Origin of the sequence: Bianquea renquensis, assembly GCF_014384895.1 — a bacterium.
GTDB classification, from domain to species: domain Bacteria; phylum Bacillota; class Clostridia; order Lachnospirales; family Bianqueaceae; genus Bianquea; species Bianquea renquensis.
This window is the reverse complement of the sequence record NZ_JACRSQ010000015.1, coordinates 35,563-57,301: the sequence shown is the minus strand read 5'-3', so window position 1 is coordinate 57,301 and position 21,739 is coordinate 35,563. Positions and strand designations below refer to the sequence as shown.

Sequence of the window (21,739 nt, the reverse complement as noted above, 5' to 3'; positions counted from 1 at the left end):
ACCGCACCTCCTCCTGTTATAGCGCCGCGCCTGTGGTATACAAAAAGATGCCGAATGCGCCGATAAAGATGATGATGGCGCTGCACAACACTGCAATTAAAAGTCCTGCTGCATCCGCCATTCCCGATAGGAGACCTATGACACGTGAATCTGCGACTGGTGCCAGCAGTGCCGCCATCACCTTGTATAACAGCCAGCAGACAATGAGTTTGATCATGGGCAATAGGCAGATGCAGAGTAGGATCAAAAAGCCCGCTGCCCCGATACCATTTTTAACCAGCGTTGATCCTGTCAATACGGTATCCACTGCTCCGGATAAGGCGCTGCCGACCACCGGCACCGCAGAAAAAGCTGTGGATGCCGTCTTTTGTAAAAACTTGTCCATGGCTGGCAGCGCAATTCCCTGGATTCCCATCAAGATAAAAAACAAGGACGTTATGATCTTTAACCCTTTTTCAATCAGAATTCGTATGAGACTGATAAATTGACCGAGCATTTCTTTCGGTGAAATATGGTTGGCCGTTTCCAGCATCACCATCAGCACGATCCCTCCCCCTACGACATACTGTAAGGCGGACAGCAGCAAGTTCATGCCTCCTAGAATGACCTCACTCTGAACTGTGGCTGAGACGACTTGTCCGGAAGCGGCCGCCACCGCTGCTAAGGCAGGCATAAGCGCAAATCCCACCTGCAGAATTCTCTCCGTCGTCGATCGGACGATATCCACAGCCACCGCAAAGCTGTGAAACAAGGTGATCACCAACACACCGTATACGGCAAAAAATCCGATTTCTCCAGCGCTGCTGCCCTGAAAGTGCTCGTCCAGACTTTTCAGAAGCTGACTCAGCAAGGCCAGGGCTGCGACCTGGAGAAGCAAATGCCCTTGCAGTGGAATCTCTTTAAACAATAGATTCAGAATTTCTTGCATCCATTGACCAAAAGTTAGATCCACCTCCCCGCTGACTAGCTGGCTTAATAAATCACCAAAACTTTGAAAAGCAAAGTTCTGTTCATAAAATTGATTGTCCTGCGATACTTCCCCCATTATCGAATCCATGGAATCAAAATCCAGCGCCTCCATCTGCTGGCGGATGATATCCTCCGCGTCCTCCCTGGAGCCGGAATCCTCCTCTGCGCGGACGGAGGTTATGGATAGACACAATAGGATTAGCACCATCACCACAAGTCGAAGAGCTTTCTTTCTCATGTGTCCTTCCCCCTCACAACAGTATTGAGGATAAGGTATCCAGAAGCGCTGTGAAAATGGGGAGCGACACTGCGATAATCAGAATCTTTCCCGCTAGCTCAATTTTCATCCCGATGGCGCCCTGCCCTGCGTCTTTGCAAATCTGGGAGGCAAACTCCGTAATATAGCCGATCCCGACAATTTTAAATAGGATGCCCAGTGTCTGGGAGGACAGCCCCGTCTTTTCTGCCAGACTTTGAACAACGCCCACTACGTCCTCCAAGTATCCCGCGACGAAGAACAGAATCACGACCCCCGCCGCAATGGTGATGTAGATGGCAAATTCTCCGTGAAAGGGCTTTAATACCAACGCAAGAATGACGGCTATGATTCCAACTACTGCTACCTGAAATATTTCCATATCAGCCTCCATTTGTATCCACCGCGCATTGGTCCGCCTACAAGTTGAACATGGATTGAATCATGGTGAAGAGCTCATTAATGTACTGTACGACCCAAAATAGCACGACGATCAACCCTGCCAGCGTCGTCATCATGGCCTGGTCCTCTCTTCCCGCTCTGCTGAGAACCTGATTCAGAACGGCCACAATGATGCCCACAGCCGCGATCTTAAATACGATTTCAATCTCCAAAGCCGGTTTCCTCCTCTTTATAGCAATACCACCATGATCAGAATGCCGCCAAGAATCCCTAAACTTTTGTACATACGGCCTTTTGTCCGCTTTTCTTCTGCCAGACGCTCCTGCTTGTCCTGCACATATTGTTCTAGCAGTGCGATCTGATTTTGCAAAAGCTCCGCGTCTTGTCCAGCCAAATGCTTGCCCAATGAACATAGCATCATACAGTCCTCCTCATCGAGGTTCAGTTCCCTTTGGCGCTTCCGAACCCCCTCGCTCCAAAGCTCGTCCAGACTTTTTCCTTCTTTTCGGTCCATATCCTCCGATAGATCGGTAAAGACTCGCCCCAGACCTCCCGCAATCCGTTTGCCAACCATCTCGGCTGCGTCGGATAAACTGGCCGAGTATCGAATTTCAGATGCCAAGATATACAGCGCTCGTTTCAACTCTTTATATTCTTTTAGCCGCACATCCATCCGCCGAGACATCCAAAGGCCCGCCATAGCAGACGTGAGGCCAAGAAAGCAGAGGCCCATCATCTTACAATAAAACTGCATAATCTCCCTTCTCTCCGTCATAAATTTGTTCCAGTGTCCCAGGACCTTTCCGGCCGCTTAGCACAATGATCCTCTGGAACACTCGATTTGCCGCCAGCTCGTCCATGCCGGGTTTATTTAAGAAGTCATCGAGGCTGTTTCCGTGAATGGTACAGAGAAGCTTGACTCCACTATTGACTATGGTTGTAATCGCCTGTATTTCTTCTATGCGGCCTATCTCGTCGACGGCGATGACCTGCGGTCCCATGGAGCGCAACAGCATCAGCATCCCCTCCTGCTTCGGACACCCATCTAAAATGTCCGTTCGCAGCCCGACTGTGTTTTGTGGAATTCCTCGATAACAGCCCGCTATCTCCGAGCGCTCGTCCACAACACCAACCTGCATCTTCTCTCCATCCGAGATCTGTCGGATTAAATCCCGCAACAGGGTGGTCTTCCCACAGCGAGGCGGGGAGATGAGCAGTGTGTGGTAAATACCTTGCGCACCTCGTATCCAGGGCATAATCTCGTCGGCGCACCCGATGATTTCATGGGCAATGCGAATATTCAGACTCGATATAAATCGAATGGTTTTGATTCTGTCGCCGTCTGCCACAACTTTTCCGCACAGGCCGACCCGATGTCCCCCCTCCAGGGTGATATATCCATTTTTTAGCTCTTGCTCGTAGGCGTACAGAGAATAGTTGCTCATCAGTTCCAGCGTCTTTTCCAACATGGCAGAGGTAACCTGAATTCCCTCATCCTCACTGTCACTCAGCCGCCCCTGTGACGTCAGGAACATTTTTTTCCGGCCTGCATACGCCATCGCTGGCCGATTGACCCGTAAACGGATTTCTTCCAGGGGATACACTGTATGGTTGATCATTCTGCCCACCGCTTCTCGAAGAGGCGGACATAGAATTCTGGAGATCGTATCTTGTTTCTGCATCTCTCTCCCCCTTTCCAGATTCTGTTATCATATGTATGTCCCACCTTTCATGTTTATGACAGAAAAAAACAAGCCTCCTCTCATTGGCCACCTTTGCAGCCGTGAACTTTGCCCACACCACCGGTCAAATGGCACTTGTCCGGCGGACTTTTCTGTACAATAAAAGAGCAGTGTGATAACTATATGCATCACACTGCTCTTCTATCTTGTGGTATTTTACTGTAATCCATAATCGAGCATGGCTTGCCTCAACTTCGCCCGGTTTGCCTCTTCCATCTCAACGAGAGGTAACCGGCAAACCCCAACATTCATCCCCAACATATTCATTGCCTCTTTGACTGGGATCGGGCTTGTTTCACAGAACAGCGCCTTGATCAGCGGCAGGGCTTTTAGCTGTAGGCGTCGGGCTGTGTCCCAATCCCCCTGTAGACATGCCTTTATCATTTGATGAACGTCAGCCGGGACTATATTGGCGAGCACGGAAATGACGCCCTTCCCTCCCATGGACATCAGCGGAACCGCTAACCCATCCTCGCCGGAGTAGATGGAAAAGTCTTCGCCACATAAGTTTTTTAGCTCCCCCACATGGCCAAATTCACATTCCTTTATGCCAACGATATTATCAAAATCCTTGGCCAACCGTGCCACGGTCTCCGGGGTCATGTTCATTCCGGTTCTCGAAGGTACATTGTACAGGATGATCGGGATGTCAATGGCCTTTGCCATGACGGCAAAGTGCTCATAGAGCCCCCTCTGCGTTGTCTTGTTATAATAGGGCGTCACCAGTAAGACAGCATCCGCCCCAACATCCTGGGCAGCACGGCAGAGAGCAGCGCCATGGTTGGTATCGTTAGAGCCTGCGCCTGCCAAAACGGGAACCCGTCCCGCCACACGCTCCACCGTATACTGGATCGTCCGGATATGTTCCTGATCCGGCATTGTCGACGCCTCGCCTGTCGTCCCTGCAATGACGATGCAATCCGTTCCCTGCTGAATTTGGAAATCTATCAGTTCCCCCAGCTTAGGATACTCGACGCCGTCCTCTGTAAAAGGAGTAATGATCGCCACGCCTGAGCCTTCAAAAACCGTCTTCTTCATGGATAAATACCCTCCTTCATTTACCCTGTCTTACGCTCGACCCAAGTACTCTCCTGTACGAGTATCGATTTTGATCTTTTCTCCGATATTGATGAACAGTGGCACCGCAATGCTGGCGCCAGTCTCCACCTCCGCCGGTTTCATGACGTTGGTCGCGGTATCTCCTTTAAGGCCTGGCTCCGTGTGTACGACTTCCAGTTCGACAAACAAAGGCGGCTCAACTCCAAACACCACATTGTTGTGGGAGAGAATTTTGACCTTTTCGTTCTCCTTAACAAATTTTAGAGCGTCACCCAACTGATCCTGGCTGAGACCGATCTGTTCATACGTGTCCTGATCCATAAAGTAAAACAGAGTGCCATCATTATATAAATATTCCATATCGCGGCGCTCTATGTGCGCACGGTCTACTTTTTCAGAAGGACGGAATGTCCGCTCAATGATTCCACCGTTTTTGATGTTTTTCAGCTTACAGCGGACAAAAGCGGCGCCTTTGCCTGGCTTTACGTGCTGAAATTCGATTATTGTGTAAATATCTCCCTCAAACTCAATGGTTACACCATTGCGAAAATCACCGGCGGATATTACTTCTGCCATACTATAGTTCCTCCTCTTATCATCCTTATCAAATTTTCCTTCTTACTAGTGTAACCGATTGATGACATTTTTTCAACCATTTTTTTGCAAAATATTGCATAAAGCTTGCAAGCCCAGCTCATAGGACTTGAACCCAAATCCACAAATCTGACCAATGCACTCAGCCGCTGTGACGCTGCGGTGTCGAAACTCTTCCCGCTTATGGATATTGGACATGTGGACTTCCACAACCGGCACTGCGATGGATGCAATGGCATCCCGCAGCGCATAACTGTAATGGGTGAATGCACCTGGGTTCATGACAATCCCGCTGATCCCTTTCCTATGGGCTTCCTGTAGCGTATCGAGTAAGGCCCCCTCGTAGTTCGTCTGAAAGCACTCGACCTTCACTCCAAGTTCTTGACCTCTCTCCACCACATACCGCTTGAGGGCTTCATAGTTTTCATCTCCATAGATTTCGGGTTCACGGATTCCCAAAAAATTTAGATTTGGTCCGTTGCAAACCCATATTTCCCGCTGGCTCGATTTCTCTAGTTCGTTTGTCATGTCGAGTATCTCCTCCGCTATGTCTTCCGGTGATTGTTTGAAAACGGAAACCTCTATATCCGCAGCACTCCTGTACAGGGGTAACCGTTCCTGCAAAAGCTTTTGTATCGCCTCATACCGCGCTTCCCCCTCATACGGTGCCAACAGCGGTCTGGTTGTATCGCATCGCATTCTGCGATACAGTTCCTCCGGTGCTGTGTACATGTGTACAACCACAGCTCCACCCTCTTTAAGGCGTTGACAGTTCGCGGGATCCTTGATGATGCCGCCCCCTGTGGCAATCACTTGATGGGTCCTTTCTGACAGCCTATGGATCAGATCCCGTTCCATCTTTCGAAATGCCCTTTCACCCTTCCGCAAAAAAATCTCAGACACCTGCATCTTCTGCTCTTCTTCAATTCGCGTGTCCGTATCGACGAATTCCCACCCAAGCATTGCAGCTAGCCGTCTTCCAACCGTCGACTTACCACACCCCATGAAACCCACCAATACGATGTTACTGGCCATAGTGAAAATGCCTCCTCGCCCAGGCAAGAAATTTTTCATGCATGGTTTCCAATTCACCTTCCGAGAATTGTCTCTGAGTCCAGATTTCGTATGATTTTGCCCCCTGGTAAAATAGCATTGACAAACCGCCGACCGCGGGGATCCCTCGTTCCCTTGCCATATTGACAAATTTCGTTGATTCCGGGTTAAACACCATATCCGCCACATGGCATACTTGATCAAAAAAGTGAGGATCGTCTACCGGGATTCCATCAACATTGGGATACATTCCAACAGAGGTTGTCTGCAACACCACAGAGTATTCCCCCTTGTAAAGCTCTTCCTCTGAGATTGAAGAGATTGGGGGGATCGGATACGCTCCATATTTTTGAGCGCGCACGACAAACTTATCAATCATATCCTGCGCGCGCTCCCGTGTGCGATTATAAACTCCAATTTTAGCAGCCCCTTCTACTAGACAGCTTGTCAGCGCGCTGCGCGCCGCTCCTCCAGCGCCAATTATTAGTACCGCCTGATCCTTCAAAGGGATTTGATTGAGCTGTAAAAGTTTGCGAAAGCCTGTCACATCGGTATTGTAACCTTCATATCCAGACTCCGTCCATCGAAGCGTATTGACAGCTCCTACTAGCTGGGCCTCCGGGTCAATGCGATAGAGCGCCTCGCGCACCAACTGTTTGTGAGGAATCGTGACATTGATTCCCTGAATTCCCAGCGCCCAAGCGCCATGAATCCCTTGCAGTAAACGCTCCTTCGTAATATGAAACGGTACATAGGCAAAATTATCTCCTGTCGCTTCGATTAAAATCTGATGGATGTAAGGTGAAAAGGTGTGCTCAATGGGGTCGCCCACTACCGCTAAGAGCTTCGTGTTGCCGTCTATGCTCATACATGCTTTATCGCTCATGTCTGCCTCCTACTTTTTCTTTTGAGTTGTATGCTCTGAAGATGGGTTCAACTGTCTGTACCGGCGCAACACGATCTTCTCTGCGCCGCGCTTAATCTTAGTGATCCACTCATCCTTCTCAGAGATCGGACTGACGAGAATGCTAACCATACCCATTCGGTTACCCGCCCATACGTCAGTAAAGACTTGATCTCCAATCATAGCCGCCTGACCGGGTTTAAGCCCCATGGTCTTCAGCGATTTTCGCAGATTATAGCCAAAGGGCTTTCCTGCTCGATGGACCGCTGGCACCTTTAAATTTTCATTGAATAGCGCAACTCTCGCTTTTTTCCCATTTGACATAATGCATATTTTGAATTGCATTTTGGTCAACTCCTGAAATAGACGTATCGCCGAGGCATCCGGCCTTGGAAGATCATATGGAGCCATGGTATTGTCTATATCAAAAAAGAGCCCTCGAACACCTTTCCTCCAAAGCTCTTCATACGGGATGTCATATATGGATGCCACATAGTGGTCGGGATAAAAACAAGTGAACATAGGCTACACCTCTTTTGCTAAAATCTTCTTTATTGTATCGTATTTTTTGATAAATTGCAACCATTTTTCCTGTCCCTCATGATGCTGTACAGCGCACCGGCTTGAGACTGGTCTGAAAAAAAGTTGCAATTTCTAAGATAAAGTGATATAGTAAATAAAAGGTTGTAAATTAGCGCAAATTATACTTATCACGCGCTCCAACGCCTATCTTCTATTTTTATCCCGATTTTGACCTTTTTTGATGTTTTTCCAATTCTCCCGTATTGGGATTTGAGAATCCGGCATTCGCTTATGACCTTTTTCGAAAGGAATGATCCTATGAAATCTGACAGTACAGAAGTTGCACGCTCTGCAATTAAAGTTGCCATAACCTCGTCCCGCTCCATGGAGGAACAGATGATTGAGGCGTTGAAAAAAAAGGGGATTCAGTCAGTTGCCGTTGACATCGGAGGATCTCTGCTAGAGTCCATCCCCAAAATTGTGGAACGCGCTCTCGTCGCCTCCAAGCGGACTGGAATCATACAGGATTGCCATCTCCACGATGGAGCTGTTGTCGGCGCTGCCAAGGAGGCAATCATGCAGGTATCAGGAAAAGCTATGGGGCTCAATGTAGGCGGCAAAATCGGAATTGCACGATACAAGGAACATATCAGTGTCTGTATATTCTTAAGCATTGGTCTGCTTCATCTGAATGAAATCGCCATCGGACTTGGACACCGCTCTCTGCCCTCTCCAGATGAACTGAACACCTCCGCTTTTCCGGAAGAGGCACAGTAAGTTCTGATATCTCATGAAAGAAGGGATTCTTCTATGCAGGAAATTTTAAAAACCATCGACGGTCAATTGACAGTCCTGTCTGCCCCTGAACCTGATTGCTGGATCAACCTGACGGCGCCCACTGAAATGGAGATTAACACGATCTGTCAAGAGTTTGAAATTGAACGGGAAACTGTAACGGCTGCCCTGGATGAGGAAGAGCGCTCCCGAATTGAGTCGGATGGAAACGCGACTCTGATCGTCGTCGATGTGCCGATTATTGAAATCGACGATTCGTCTGAATTCAATGTGTACACCACAATTCCCTTAGGAATCATCTTGCAGCCCAACCGTATCCTGACCATCTGCACGAGAGCTGTACCGATTCTACAAGATTTAAAGCATTTAAAACCCTTTCATACTCATATGAAGACACGCTTCATCCTGGAGCTGCTCTACAAAAATGCCACGTATTTTCTGCGTTATCTCCGGCAGATCAACCGGTTAAGTGATCAAGTCGAGGCAAAACTCCATAAATCCATGCGGAATAAAGAATTGATTCAACTTCTTGCGCTGACCAAGAGTTTGGTCTATTTCACAACCTCCTTGCGCTCGAATGAGGTTGTTCTTGAAAAGATGATGAAATACGATGTCATCAAAAAATATCCGGAAGACACAGATTTGCTTGAGGATGTCATCATTGAGAACAAACAGGCCATTGAGATGGCAGATATCTATACCGGCATTCTGAGCGGTATGATGGATGCATTTGCATCCGTGATCTCGAACAATTTAAATATCGTCATGAAGACTTTAACCGCCATTACGATCGTTATGACAGTCCCCACTGTGATAGCAAGCCTCTTCGGGATGAATGTTCCGATACCCTTTGGTTTATCGCAGAGTCCTTATGCGTTTTTAATCGTAATCGCCATATCCGCCATCGTATCGCTGGCCGTCACATTATTTATGAAACGTGGTAAAATGTTTTAATCATTGGACTTCTCCCCTGCCCTGACCGGCAGGTTTTTTATCGCAGAGAGACCGCCGCAAGACAGACACAATATACTCTCGCGGAACACGAACTATTCTATGATTTCCACCTCCGCCTTGACCGTATCTTCAATGCAATGATCCCCCCTATGGAGGCCATCATCCCCAATCCCAGCAGAACAATCCTGACAAGGGTGTTGGAATCCCCTGTTTTAGGATTTGCCATTCTGTCATTCAATACGATGGAATCCCCCTGAATCGTTCCGTCTTCCAGCACCTCAAATTGGTATGTTGCATCGTTGAGTTGATAGTCTGGTGGCGCGACAATTTCGCAGAAATAATACCGCCCCGGCGTTAGATATGAGAAGTCCACATACCCTTCTTCATTCGTCTCCACCGTCAACAGCTGGACTCCATGGCTATCGTACAGCCCAATCTTAGCTCCCTGCAATTCCTTGCCCGTCTGCTGGTCCTGTTTCCATATCCGCCAAACAGCTGGCTCATTCCATATCTCCTTCACCCCCTTAACACTGCCATCAGCATAAACTTCGAACTGGTATTGGCGGGGATCCACCCGATATCCATCCGGCTGACGGATTTCCTGAAAAGTATAAACACCTTCCAGAAGATTCTGTAGGTGAATCCTTCCCTCCGCATCCGTAACTTTTTCGATTGTCTCTCCGCTGGACATGGCTTTGATTCGGAGCCTTGCTCCGGCTAACGGCTCTGACGAATATGTGTCCATCTTTTGAATTGTCCACTCCACGGGCCGGTTAAAAAGGAGCGAATCTCCATGCCCCCTGCCATCTTCATCGATCCAAAAATGGTATACTCCTTGATCCAGCTGATATCCATTCGGTTGCCTAATCTCTCGAAATGTGTACCGGCCCGGAAGGAGCCCTGTGATCTCTACAAGTCCACTTGAATCCGTGGTTTGGCACATCAGGGATCGACCTCGTTCATCCAATATCTCCAATTCGGCATCTTCCAATGCTTTTCCAGTCAAGACATCCGACTTTTGTATCTTCCATGTGGTTGGATGATTGATTCTGTGAAGGGTGATTCTATCCGGTGATTCTATGTCCAACGTAACTTGGGAAACTTGGGAATCCAACGCGAAACCCGGAGGGGGCGTCACCTCGATCAACTCGTATTCGCCGAGAGGCAGGTAGGTAGACAGCGCACTTCCCCTCTCGTCTGTCTTTAATGTCTCAACCAACATCCCGTCTAGAGTCCTCACTTGGTATTCCGCGCCTTCTAGTCCAATCTCTCCGCCATCCTCAACTTTGAGAACATGAATTCTTTTTTTGATCAGTTCATTTTCTATCTGCATTGTCTCCCCCTCTTCATCCCGTGGAGTCACAAGAAACTCAGATGTATCCGCCCCCCGATAGGAGGCATCGACGTTGTATGTCGTGTCAGCAGCTAGATAGCCTAAAGGTCCATCCAGTTCTCTCAGATAATATTCGCCCAGCGGAAGATCTGTCTTGCTCTTCGCGCTCCCATCCTGTCCAGTTATGAGAATGTCGACAAGGGAATCCTGTGGGATTATAGCCGTTTCTTTCTGTGTAGAGAAAAAGTTCTGAGCCGCGTAAAGTCCAAACACAAAGCCCTCGCCCGGCCCATACTGATACTGAGGCCCATTCTCACACCACACGACCTGCTCCGCGGCCTTTTGTACCTGTACAATCGCTCTCTGCCGCCTATTCTCCATCGCGACCGTCTCCGTGATCACTTCCGCCGTTTGATCTTGATACCGTAGCTCCACCGTGTTGACAGCAGTGTCTCGAACAAAACCTGGAGGGGCCGTGACCTCTCGAACTCGATACCGTCCCAGATATAGTTTTCCTGATTTGGCTCTCCCATCCACGCCTGTGGTTATCGTGTCCACGATTTCCCCCTTTTCCACCTGCTTTGTGTGATCCGGTGTATAAATATCCTCAGCGGCAATTATTTCAAATGAGGCTCCTTCCAATCCCCTTTTTTCATAGATTGGGTGGTACAGTAACCCGTAGTCTGTTTTCTCCACATAGGTATCCGAAAGGATCTCCCCTGTTTTCACAACTTCAATCTCCCCTTTCGCCGCTTGGTCAAAGAAGGATACCACGATAGGGCTCTCAATATCAGTTTCAACAGAAAACTGAACCGGATTTTCATTTAATATGTAGCCGTCTGGAGCCTTCTTTTCATAGAGGAGATACCTCCCATATCCCAGTGGACCCGGCAGTGTCAAAGTTCCAGAATCATCTGTCTCAAACTCGCAAAGCCACTGTTCTGTGGGATAATAGATCTTATATCGCACTTCCTCCCCTGTCTTTTCGTTTACCATCTGAAATTTGGCGCCTGCCACCGGAATGACCTCTCCCGTGGCTGCATCGCGCTTCTCAATTCGAACATAAGATTGAATCGGATGATTTTCTAAAATGTAATAATAGGTTTTTTGATCCTCCCAGATCTCAACATCAAACTCTTCAATGTCTCCATATCCCTCCAACGGCTGGATCTCTCTCACGCAGTATCGCCCATATGGCAACCAATCGCTCTGTGCATATCCCATTTCATTCGTCTTCACCGTCGCGACCTCTGCATTATCAGACTTGCGATAAATGCCGAACACGACTCCCTGCAAAGGTTTCCGGGCAGCCCCCTGCCCCGCCGGTGCCGTATCCGCAAACTTGGTCAAGGAGATCTTTCCCTGAATAACCCGATCTTGTATGCATACCTGCTTGCGCGCTATTTCGACCCGTTCTCCTTCATAGGCCACTTCCACTCGCAACGCTTCTGAATTCAAAGTATAACCTTGAGGTGGTTGCTTCTCGATGACATAATAGGTTCCCAGCGGAAGAGCATCGCTGGAATAGGCAATCACCTCTCCCTCTCCCGCCTGGATCGTTTCAACCAGTTCTCCATCTGGCTCCTGATAGTGAATCTCATACACCGCTCCCCCAAGGTCAGCATCGCCCTGGGGCTCTGAGCCTGTTTCTGAATCTTGCTTTACGATGGAGATCTGTCCATATTGCGGCTTTTGCGGTATATTGAGATGCGCTTTCACAAGATTGGCGGTTTGACCTCCGTATTGAAGTCTCACAACGTAAGGTTTTTCTGATACTTGGTACCCTGGTGACGCATGAATCTCTTTCACATAGTACGTTCCGAGGGGTAAATTCGCCGATACAGCCTTTCCCTCTTCATCAGTTATCATGACATCCGCTTGAACCGTACATTCCGCATCGCGGTAGACTCGAAATTCAGCTCCGGCTAATGAATATGAACCGTTTTCATCTGTCACGGCGCTATCGGCAGAGTATTTTGATAAGAGAATTTGGCCTGTCTGCGGCTGTTCGTAGACATCGATCCGTTTGCGCAGAATCTCTTCCTGTCCATCCTCCGCCAACAGTGCCACATCGTATGGCGTCGTGTCCAGAATGTATCCCCTGGGGGCTGCCAGTTCCTTCACATAGTATCGCCCTAGCCTAATATCGGTAAATTTCCCTATTCCCGCTTCATCTGTCGCTGTCCGATCCACTTCCTGCCCAGCCTCATACCATGTTTTGCCGTTTGCATCCCGTATGGTCTCCGCCGCATAAAGACCATAAACCGCTCCTTGCAGAGAATACTCGCCCCATTCCGGTTTTCGGTTGATTTTTCGGAGAATGATCTCACCGCGCTTCCGATTATTTTGAAACGTAACGGTCGCCGTTTTCTCTCCCTCGATAACGACTTTCTGAGGATTGTCACTTGCGATGATAAACTCTTGGGGAACTCCTATTTCTTTTATCCAGTAGGTCCCCGGTAGAAGCCCTGTCTTGGCCGCAATTCCCTTCTGGTCTGAGATCAATGTGTCAATCTGATCAAGACACTCCGCATCTGTAAAAACTCCAAAGGTAAACCCATCCCGTTTGCCATCATTATTTTTTGTTACCTTTTCGATTTCGAGATCCCCGGTTGTCAGCTGAAGGGCAACATAGGCGGACACTGTATCGGCGCCTGTCCCCGCCGGCGTGATACATGTCTGTGTTCTCTCGCCTGCAGTGCTTGTCGTCCATAAAAGTGGAATCTCCGTATTGCCGGCCGACTGCTTCTGTCCTGTCGCTAAGACAGAATCGGTTGCCTCATGGAGAGTAATCTTTAACGAGTTGCCAATGCTATCGATTTGGGCACCTGTTGCTATAAATTGGTAGCTTGATACGATTCCGTTTGCATCGTCCAACGTCACGCTCCTGTTTTGAACTCTGCGGGTATTGTCCATTGCCTCAACCGCCGTGGCGTATGTGAAACTTGGACGCTTCATGTGATTCTGCACAGCCATCTCGATTCTCGCATACTCTTGCTGAAAAGTCGTCTCATACGTCTCAATGCCTGAATATAGTTCTTTTGCATTCTGTGAATCTGCCGCTGCCCAGGTTGGTTTCGCAATGTGAGTAAACGTATCATCCCGTTCACCGATGACAGTCTCCCAGATCAGTGCCTGGGTTGCCAGATAGGTCTCCAAACCACCCCCCTGAGCCATAGGTTTCACCCAACCTCCCCAGTGCCAGTTCCCACCATACAACAGGATGCGCCCTATAATTTTTTCTATATCGCCTTTGTTGGTTAGCGTCGGATTCGTCAGCTCAGTGAGATTCTGTGGTCCATCTGGATTTGCTGTCATCTGCGCGTTATTGTGGATCCTTGTTCCCGGCTCAACGCAATATACCGGTGTTCCCGCCTCTAACTTCTGTCCTGTTATAGTTCCCTGTACATCGGAGCGCAGAAACATACAGCTATAATTGCCTCCACCGGCCTCTACTCCGTTCCACGTTTTGATCTCTCGCCGCATAAAGCCATCGTATACCCGCATGTCTAAACGGTTACTCCAGTCCTCTGCCCTCGTTTTGGGCTGAATTAGAACGAACATTGCCAGTGATATTGCAATCACCAGCCGCTTCCAATGGAATGTATGTCCCACTCGGTCGCCTCCCTCTTTTGTTTATTTTCCTGCATCGCCTTACAGTTTTATTGTACCGCATCTTAGCCGTGTATCTCGATTTTATCCATTTCGTTTTGTTCTTCTTTCATATAAATAGTTTAATTCATTTGTGTCAAAAAGCCAAAAAATTGGAGCAATCCCGTATAGTATCCTGCTTTTCTACGTGATAACAAGGGATCCGTTCACTTGACACTATTTTCTTGTTATTTCCAGATTGGGAACAGAATGATGAGATCGCCAACCACAGCCCGTTTGAATAAAAACATGCTCCATCTAAAGCAGACGGCGAACCGTCCGCTTGAAATGGAGCACGTCATTGAAATGAATCTGTGGCAACGCCAGCTCAGGACTTATCTTGAGATTGCGATATGATCACTAATAGCATTTTTTTATGCTCTTATGAAAATTCACATCATCCAGCGCTTCACCAAATCTCTGAAAATGAACGACCTCGCGCTGACGCAAAAAACGGAGAGGATCAATTACATCGCAGTCATCCGTCAGGTTCATCAGATGTTCGTAAGTGGTTCGCGCCTTTTGTTCTGCTGCCATATCTTCATGCAAGTTGGTCACCGGATCATCCATGGACTGGAAATATGCCGACGTAAAGGGGACTCCATTGGCATCCGCCGGGAACACCGCTCTACCATGTTGTGTATAGTAGCCACCTAACCCCGCGGCTATGATTTCGTCTATCGTTGCATCCTGCATTAGCTGATACATCATCGTGGAAATCATCTCAACGTGCGCTAATTCTTTAGCGCATTTACCTTATCAATCATTTTTTTACTTTCAAATCTCTTCGTATGTTGCCACTGTGCTTTTCGTTTTCCAATTTACTAGAAAATTTGTAAATTCTCTTGCATCATTCACATGTTTGTGGTAATCTTAAGACATATTGTGTGGATTGGAGTGGATAGTATTGCATATAAATGAATCCGTTGGTATTTTCTATGATATGATCTATTACAATCTCATCTATTTCAATAGAAAGTACATAGAACTTAAAGATTATGGCTTTTATTATGACCGAGATGCATTTTTTATAAATTATGATACGCTTAGGAGAGCGAGAAATCATCTAGATCCTCCACCTCAGCTTTTTCCCTTTTTTTGTTTTTATAATGATAGACCATGTGTAATGACTGAATTTTTACAAGATGCCTTTGATTTCTTTCATGATACCATAGATTCTTTCCTTGCTAAGCTGTCCGATAAGGCATCGTTTAAACGATTTGTGTATTCCTATTATTTATCGGATTTTCTCGAACAGCTGTCCCTTGATGAGGTTCTGCGACGCGACGGTGAAAGTATTGGCAAGGCATTAGCTCTCCTTAGCAAGCGAATCGATATTGAACAGTTTACCTATATGTTTTACCATTTTAACGAAGTCATCAATAGTTTAGTCACGTATCTCAACCAGTTGAAGCCGTTTATTGAGGCATTTCATAGCACACAAAAAAATAAGATTCAAGTTGTTCAAGATTTTATTTCGGAAGATAATCAAGTAATGGTCAGGAAATGTTGGCCTGATAGAATGGATGATCTCGTCCATTTTGAATCCCAGACCTATTCTGTGAGCTTACTTAATAAATATCTAATTGTACGACAAAGAAGTGCAGATAAAAATAAACATGCATTCCTTTTGGGATATGATTGTTGTTCGGTTCTATCTCAAATAGTTGACTACAGTTCTATGTCCGTATCAACCGTTATGGAATCCTTAGGTCATCGAGTTAAGCTTGAGATTCTAACAAAACTGCGCGAAAAGGATATGACGGTGTCTCAATTAGGACGGAGCCTAAACTTGGCCAGAACATCAATTTCGAGATACATTGAGGATTTATATGCCGAGTTAGTGATTTTAAAGATACGAAAAAAAGGTTCCGAAATCTATTATTGCATAAATCCGATTTATTTGCGGCGCGCAAAAAATATAATTGATGAATATTTAGATCAATTTATTCTTGATGTTGAGTCAAAATTATGATATACTATACACGAAGGAGTGATGATATGAATTGGAAATTCCCTGCGATACAGTCAGTATCTTGTATCGATTTATCTTCCCTGGTATCCGCTTTGGCTAGGTCTTGTTTTTTACTTGTCGGAAGATAATTTAGTATGAAACAAAGAAAACATCCACTCAAAGTGAATGACAAAATGCTGCCTCTACATGAGAGACATTATTCAGATGATGTAGGGCCTATTGCTTTAGTATGTTTATCTTTTTAAATCCGCATAAACAGCATGTTACAGAATAGTTTGTCACTAGCGTGTGACTACCAAATCAGTATAATACATAAGCTCAGAATATGCAAATTCAGAACGCGCAACCGTCCGAAAGGGCGGCCTTTTTTTGTCAAGCCCAGTCCGTGGGATTGGGATGAATGGTAAAGCCTACGATATCGGTTCTCTGTTCCAACCTGTATGTTGTAGCCTGGTTTGAGCTGCCCGTTTAACATGGCGTCTTCTTTCATTCGCATAAAGGTAGCGTCATGATCTGTTTTGGAATAGCTGTTCCTTCCTTCAAAGATTTCCAGGGCCATTTCGTATTTCTGCTTTCTCGGCAGGATATCCTTTTGAAATTCCCTGGCTGTTTTCTTTAGTACCTTGTCTTTGGGATTCTCTTCCAGCTTCTTGTCAATGCTTTCCACAACAGCGGCCACCTGTTCGGCTGTGATCCGGGTGTTTTCACCCTTTTCCCCTAAATCTTCTTCCAAATAGATATGGTTTTCTTCCGCAACGATCCGGTCAATCTCCTGGAGGTGGTTTTTGATTTTTTCATCCAGCTTCTGGTCATAATTCCGAACAGACTTATTCCACCCTGTTTGTATCTGTTGTAGAGTGGAGACAGCTCCAGACTGTCCACGATGGTATTTACAACCCGCACCATGTGATTTTCAGGTATGAGATCTTCAAAAGATAGTGGTAATTGTAACTGATCCATGGTATAATCTTTAAATGTGAGCATACCTTATTATACCATGTAATAAGGGAAAATGGAGAGCGGCGTGGTAACCGTTCTCTATTTTTTTGAAATGAAGAGGGTATCCCTCAAGTCATTTCATGACTTTTGGGACACCCTCATCGTTCTATCTATAAGGTCTCCAAATCGGAGGTCCCTTTTTGCTATCGAAACAAGCTAACCTGCGTCTCCGCCCAGCCATACCATCCACCGTCAATCCATGATCCGCCTGATACTTGCGCACTGCGGCCTCCATACCGAAACACGGAAAGAAAATTGAGTGGTCTCTTGTAGCTCTTGAATTGATGCTTGTCCTCTTTAGATTCTTTGAAAGACGGCTTTTGCCGTCCTTCTTCTTTAGTTTGCTACAGGGTCGTCTATGATACCGGAGCCTTTCGAAACGTACATGTAATATCCATCCCATATTTTTGGGATAGAATGGTGCTAAAGGTTTGCTCCATCTTGCGCCGCTCTTCCGCCAACTGTTCTGGTGTTCGAACTTCATCAAACTCCGTATTGATTTTGACCACCGTATTCCCGATCTTTATTGTTTCTTTTACCATGTCGATCACCTCCTATTGGATGGTATGTTGATTGTAGATTGTCCTATGCCTTGACGATTCTTCCGCGATGTGCTATTTTGTATCTGTCATTGAATTTTCATATGTCGTCCCTCTCTTTTAGGAAGTAGTCCGGGTAATGCGTGACCTTAGAATGCCAACGCGCACCATATCCGTTTTATCGTTTGTTTTTATAGATTTTTGCAATATATTTTTGATATTCCGTAAATTCTGTTGCATTTCAAAAGGTAATGTGATATTCTTAGATTGCATTCATGAAAAGGAGGTGCGGCGCGTGTCTGTTGAGCAAGATTTAAAAACTTTAATATTAAAACATTATAAAAGTATTCGTGCTTTCGCCCTTGAGTTAAACATCCCCTATTCAACGATTGATACCATGTTAAAGCGCGGTGTTTCCGGTACTGCTGTTTCTACTGTTCTTAGAATTTGCCACGCGCTACAGATAGACGCAGATAGCCTTTCGAACGGGAAAATAGAAGAAAAACAGCCTGTCTCTACAATAAAATATTCTCTTACTGAGGAAAAACACATAAAAAAATACCGCACCCTAGACGAGTACGGCAAAAAGAATGTCGATACAATATTAGATAACGAATACGAACGCTGTAATAAGGATGAGAAGGACCTCATCGTCCTCCGCGATATCAAAGCGGAGTCCGAAGTTCCCAAGGGCTTTCATTCCATCCCCACTCCACAAGTAGACGCATTCGCCACCCATGCCAGCGCTGGACAACTACAATCAACCAAGCAAATCGACGCGGCAGAAGCTTTGGCAGATAAACTGCGACAAAAAACAAATAGCAAATAAAGGACGTGATCGAATGTACAAACATGAAGAAATTGCCACTAGGAGGCTATTACAAGGATGAATATAACGTACTACCCCACCGAAGACATTGTCAAATCAGCTATGCAACAGGACGACCCCCTACTGGCCATCATATCCTTTGACGGTGCGGCCGCAGCAATTGCTCCCATTGATGACGCGGTGGAACACCATATTCTAATCAAAAAGTCCGGTCTTCCTGCCAACATCGATGAAGTTTTTCGAATCGTTATCAATAAGGAAGGCGCAGACTGGACATTCATCTGTCCCAGCGATTATAAACAGATTCCAGATAAGCGAAGGAGAATCGCCGCTTTTTATAAGGACGGCTTCGCTTTAATTACAGAATTGCTTTCTGAAATTGGATACTTTGTTGACGTAACCATCCCCAAGCGATATCGACGACACTTCGATGAGCTGATGTAGATATCGTTCCTTTCTTGGGGCACAAGTGAAAATAAATAATAAGCCAGCATGTAGCGCTTACATTGTCATAAAAAGCTTTATCTTTGCACATACATTATATTGATAATCTTTAGTATTAACTGCTATAATGGATGTACAAGACGAGATGATACTATGGCAATAGCAAGCGCATTTGCGGAAATCCATCGCTGATCTGAAGGCTGGCAAAGGACAGATTCATGAACCAATCGAGAACGAGAGATAAGGAGGTCCACAATCATGACAGTGAATACAATTCGAGATGCTGTTTTAACATTGATACCAGATTACCCTATTGACAGGGTTATTCTGTTTGGCTCCCGCGCGACCGGCCAAAATCGGAACGATAGTGATGTCGATTTAATCTTTGAATTTTCCGCCCCTGTATCTCTTCTCACTTTATCTTCAATTCAGCTTCGTCTTGAAGAGATACTACAGCTGAATGTAGACGTCATACATGGACCCTTACAAGAAACTGATCTGTTAGAAGTATCCGAAGAGGTAGAAATCTATGCAGCGTAGAGACTATATTATTATTCAAAAGGTCGTTTCCGAAATTGACTTGGGGCTAGAAATGCTCGGCACTTCTGATTTAGACGCGTTCCTTCGGGACGAAAAATTAAAACGAGCGATTGGAATGACAGTCATCAACATCGGAGAATTAATTAAAAGTGTGAGCTTAGACTTAAAAGAAGCTTATCCGCAAATCCCTTGGAAAGCAATCGCAGGTATGCGAGACTTGACCGCACACAAATATCAAACACTTAGAATGGAAGACGTATATTTCACCGCTAAAAACGACTTTCCGGCGTTAAAAATCCAATTGGAAAGCCTACTCAATTAATTTGCCGCCCTCCTACACTTACAGGAGGGCAAAAATCTATCACCAGGAGCTGACACCATGCCCTACTGCACCTATCTCCGCAAATCCCGCGCTGACGCCGAAGCGGAAGCCCGCGGCGAAGGCGAAACCCTAGAGCGCCACCGCAAGATTCTCTTCGACTTAGCCAAGCGCCTTCACCTGGACGTAACGAAAGAATACGCCGAAATCGTCTCCGGTGAAACTATCGCCTCCCGTCCGGTTGTCCAGGAACTCCTAGCCGACGTAGAACAAGGACTCTGGAACGGTGTACTGGTGGTCGAAGTGGAACGTCTGGCCCGCGGTGATACCATCGACCAGGGTATCATTGCCCAGACCTTTAAGTTCTCCGATACCAAGATCATCACGCCCATGAAGACCTATGACCCGAACAATGAATTCGACGAGGAATACTTCGAGTTTGGCCTTTTCATGAGCCGCCGTGAATACAAGACCATCAACCGGCGTCTCCAAAATGGCCGCGCCGCTTCCGTGCGGGAAGGAAAGTACGTGGGAAACAAGCCTCCCTATGGGTATACGAGAAAAAAGCTGGACCATGACAAAGGCTATACCCTGCTCCCCCACCCGGATCAAGCCAAAGTGATCCAACTGATCTTCCAATGGTATACAGAGGGCCTGGAAAATGAGATCATGGGACCTGCCGTCATCGCGACCAAACTCAACCATATGCATATCCCGCCACAGAACGGTGATGCTTGGGTTCCGGCCAGCATCCGCCGCATTCTGCGCAATCCCACCTACACCGGAAAGGTCTGTTGGGAGCGCCGAAAGGTGGTCAAAAAGATGGCCGGAGGGCAACTGGTTAAAAGTCGTCCAGATGCCAAAGACTACATCCTTGCGGATGGTCTCCACGAGGCTCTGATTCCCATGGAAACCTGGAACAAGGCCCAGGAGGTCATGACCCAATCGCACGTTCCCTCTAACGCCCACCTGCCCATCCAAAATCCTCTGGCGGGATTGGTCTTCTGCTCTCAGTGCGGGCGCCGCATGATCCGCCGTCCATTTCCCTCCCGCCCTGACACGCTCATGTGTCCCCTCAGCGGCTGCTCCACCGTCGCCTCTGATTTGGACCTGGTGGAGTCTCGGATTTTGGAGTCCCTGAGTCGATGGCTCCGGCGCATAGAGGTCGATATTCAGACGGCAGGGAGGCCACAGAACAATAGCGCGCAGATTGAACTGTTTACCGCTGCACTGAACCAGGCAGAGGACGACCTGGCAACCTTGCAAAAGCAGGTAGATTCACTCTATGACTTGCTAGAACAGGGAATTTACACAAAGGAAGTATTTCTACAGCGTTCGAAGGTCCTATCTGAGAAATTAGCAGACAAGAAAAAAGAGCGGTCCTTCTACTCCAGAAAACTGGAGGAAGAACAGCTCAAAGAAACGCAGCATCAAGACGTTATCCCTGCAATCGAGCATGCTTTAGAAATTTACGATCAGCTGGAAACCGCCGCTGAAAAGAACCGTCTACTCAAAAGCGTCTTAGACAAAATCATCTATTCGAAATCGGATAGTGGCCGCTGGCATGGTAGTCCAGACGCGTTTGAACTGGAGATTTATCCAAAGACCTACACCCAGCCTATTTAGTCGGTTTCTATATATAGATAACGTCTATGCGCTAATTCTTCCGTCGAAATATCAGTTAATAATCCCTTTGTCTTGCTGGTTGGCATCGTATAGCGCTGAGACATATATCGCAAACTAGCCCCCAGCTCTCCGTCGGGCCCTCCCAATTGTGCTGCGACGAATTTGGCCATGTTCAAATCGCCTTTTCGAATATTGATAGGATACTGCAATTTTTTCTCATAATACCACATGGAC

General features: G+C 46.8%; 22 protein-coding genes and 3 pseudogenes. 8 read left to right on the top strand and 17 right to left on the bottom strand.

All coding sequences use genetic code 11. From position 1 onward, the window contains the following. Positions 1-16: 16 nt before the first annotated feature. The 11 genes and pseudogenes from H8730_RS10785 to H8730_RS10735 form a co-directional block, all read right to left on the bottom strand. Complete coding sequence (locus tag H8730_RS10785; protein WP_177717840.1) at positions 17-1,207, bottom strand: stage III sporulation protein AE; 1,191 nt, start codon at positions 1,205-1,207, stop codon at positions 17-19. A gap of 13 nt (positions 1,208-1,220) precedes the next feature. Beyond that, a complete protein-coding gene (spoIIIAD, locus tag H8730_RS10780; protein ID WP_177717838.1) occupies positions 1,221-1,607 on the bottom strand; it encodes a stage III sporulation protein AD in 387 nt (128 codons plus the stop codon). Positions 1,608-1,644: 37 nt separating this feature from the next. Next, positions 1,645-1,839 (bottom strand): stage III sporulation protein AC, encoded by a 195-nt coding sequence (spoIIIAC, locus tag H8730_RS10775; protein ID WP_177717836.1) that lies wholly within the window; start codon positions 1,837-1,839, stop codon positions 1,645-1,647. Between the two features lie 17 nt (positions 1,840-1,856). Beyond that, positions 1,857-2,381, bottom strand: a complete 525-nt coding sequence (locus tag H8730_RS10770; RefSeq protein ID WP_177717834.1) for a stage III sporulation protein AB — start codon at positions 2,379-2,381, stop codon at positions 1,857-1,859. Further along, positions 2,365-3,309 carry a stage III sporulation protein AA gene (gene spoIIIAA, locus H8730_RS10765; RefSeq protein WP_177717832.1) on the bottom strand — a complete coding sequence of 315 codons (945 nt, stop codon included), beginning with the start codon at positions 3,307-3,309 and terminating at the stop codon, positions 2,365-2,367. Before spoIIIAA ends, H8730_RS10770 begins: the two co-directional genes overlap by 17 nt. Before the next feature lie 216 nt (positions 3,310-3,525). Next, positions 3,526-4,407 carry a 4-hydroxy-tetrahydrodipicolinate synthase gene (dapA, locus tag H8730_RS10760; protein WP_177717830.1) on the bottom strand — a complete coding sequence of 294 codons (882 nt, stop codon included), beginning with the start codon at positions 4,405-4,407 and terminating at the stop codon, positions 3,526-3,528. 30 nt (positions 4,408-4,437) lie between these two features. After that, a complete protein-coding gene (efp, locus tag H8730_RS10755) occupies positions 4,438-5,004 on the bottom strand; it encodes an elongation factor P (RefSeq protein WP_177717828.1) in 567 nt (188 codons plus the stop codon). Positions 5,005-5,076: 72 nt separating this feature from the next. After that, on the bottom strand, positions 5,077-5,550 hold the full coding sequence (gene aroQ / locus H8730_RS10750; protein WP_249289825.1) for a type II 3-dehydroquinate dehydratase: 474 nt from the start codon (positions 5,548-5,550) through the stop codon (positions 5,077-5,079). 9 nt (positions 5,551-5,559) lie between these two features. Beyond that, positions 5,560-6,057, bottom strand: a pseudogene (locus H8730_RS10745) (shikimate kinase); the annotation flags it as partial. Next, positions 6,047-6,961 carry a shikimate dehydrogenase gene (aroE, locus tag H8730_RS10740; protein ID WP_177717825.1) on the bottom strand — a complete coding sequence of 305 codons (915 nt, stop codon included), beginning with the start codon at positions 6,959-6,961 and terminating at the stop codon, positions 6,047-6,049. The pseudogene H8730_RS10745 and the gene aroE, both read right to left, overlap by 11 nt. Before the next feature lie 9 nt (positions 6,962-6,970). Next, a complete protein-coding gene (locus H8730_RS10735; RefSeq protein ID WP_177717824.1) occupies positions 6,971-7,501 on the bottom strand; it encodes a YqeG family HAD IIIA-type phosphatase in 531 nt (176 codons plus the stop codon). 318 nt (positions 7,502-7,819) lie between these two features. Here H8730_RS10735 and H8730_RS10730 point away from each other — a divergent pair, with 318 nt between their 5' ends. Together H8730_RS10730 and H8730_RS10725 are read left to right on the top strand one after the other, a co-directional pair. Further along, complete coding sequence (locus H8730_RS10730) at positions 7,820-8,278, top strand: HutP family protein (protein ID WP_177717823.1); 459 nt, start codon at positions 7,820-7,822, stop codon at positions 8,276-8,278. A 33-nt stretch (positions 8,279-8,311) separates the two neighbouring features. Continuing rightward, positions 8,312-9,250, top strand: a complete 939-nt coding sequence (locus H8730_RS10725) for a magnesium transporter CorA family protein (RefSeq protein WP_177717822.1) — start codon at positions 8,312-8,314, stop codon at positions 9,248-9,250. A 97-nt stretch (positions 9,251-9,347) separates the two neighbouring features. Here the strand turns inward: H8730_RS10725 and H8730_RS10720 are convergent, their stop codons facing one another. Next, complete coding sequence (locus H8730_RS10720; protein WP_177717821.1) at positions 9,348-14,198, bottom strand: SpaA isopeptide-forming pilin-related protein; 4,851 nt, start codon at positions 14,196-14,198, stop codon at positions 9,348-9,350. A 396-nt stretch (positions 14,199-14,594) separates the two neighbouring features. After that, positions 14,595-14,978: pseudogene (locus H8730_RS10715) on the bottom strand (manganese catalase family protein); the annotation flags it as partial. 163 nt (positions 14,979-15,141) lie between these two features. Between H8730_RS10715 and H8730_RS10710 the strand changes: the two are divergent. After that, entirely contained in the window at positions 15,142-16,209 is a 1,068-nt protein-coding gene (locus H8730_RS10710) for an ArsR/SmtB family transcription factor (RefSeq protein WP_249289820.1), read from the top strand. A 292-nt stretch (positions 16,210-16,501) separates the two neighbouring features. Here the strand turns inward: H8730_RS10710 and H8730_RS10705 are convergent, their stop codons facing one another. From H8730_RS10705 to H8730_RS10700, 3 genes are all read right to left on the bottom strand, one after another. Beyond that, positions 16,502-16,942, bottom strand: coding sequence for a hypothetical protein (locus H8730_RS10705; protein WP_177719624.1), 441 nt, complete (start codon positions 16,940-16,942; stop codon positions 16,502-16,504). Positions 16,943-17,314: 372 nt separating this feature from the next. Next, entirely contained in the window at positions 17,315-17,443 is a 129-nt protein-coding gene (locus H8730_RS18060) for a peptidoglycan-binding domain-containing protein (RefSeq protein ID WP_430385386.1), read from the bottom strand. A gap of 121 nt (positions 17,444-17,564) precedes the next feature. Beyond that, the gene (locus H8730_RS10700) at positions 17,565-17,750 is read right to left on the bottom strand and encodes a hypothetical protein (protein WP_177719632.1); all 186 of its coding nucleotides are present in this window, start codon (positions 17,748-17,750) and stop codon (positions 17,565-17,567) included. 292 nt (positions 17,751-18,042) lie between these two features. On the opposite strand from H8730_RS10700, the gene H8730_RS10695 reads away from it, so the two are divergent. The 5 genes from H8730_RS10695 (at position 18,043) to H8730_RS10675 (ending at position 21,505) form a co-directional block, all read left to right on the top strand. Further along, on the top strand, positions 18,043-18,576 hold the full coding sequence (locus H8730_RS10695; protein WP_177719631.1) for a hypothetical protein: 534 nt from the start codon (positions 18,043-18,045) through the stop codon (positions 18,574-18,576). 57 nt (positions 18,577-18,633) lie between these two features. Then, positions 18,634-19,020, top strand: a complete 387-nt coding sequence (locus H8730_RS10690; RefSeq protein WP_177719630.1) for a hypothetical protein — start codon at positions 18,634-18,636, stop codon at positions 19,018-19,020. Positions 19,021-19,278: 258 nt separating this feature from the next. After that, the gene (locus H8730_RS10685; protein WP_177719629.1) at positions 19,279-19,560 is read left to right on the top strand and encodes a nucleotidyltransferase family protein; all 282 of its coding nucleotides are present in this window, start codon (positions 19,279-19,281) and stop codon (positions 19,558-19,560) included. Continuing rightward, positions 19,550-19,882, top strand: coding sequence for a HepT-like ribonuclease domain-containing protein (locus H8730_RS10680; RefSeq protein ID WP_177719628.1), 333 nt, complete (start codon positions 19,550-19,552; stop codon positions 19,880-19,882). Before H8730_RS10685 ends, H8730_RS10680 begins: the two co-directional genes overlap by 11 nt. Before the next feature lie 57 nt (positions 19,883-19,939). Beyond that, positions 19,940-21,505 (top strand): recombinase family protein, encoded by a 1,566-nt coding sequence (locus H8730_RS10675; RefSeq protein WP_177719627.1) that lies wholly within the window; start codon positions 19,940-19,942, stop codon positions 21,503-21,505. A 26-nt stretch (positions 21,506-21,531) separates the two neighbouring features. Here H8730_RS10675 and H8730_RS10670 read toward each other — a convergent pair. Next, positions 21,532-21,735, bottom strand: a pseudogene (locus H8730_RS10670) (manganese catalase family protein); the annotation flags it as partial. Positions 21,736-21,739: the final 4 nt, after the last annotated feature.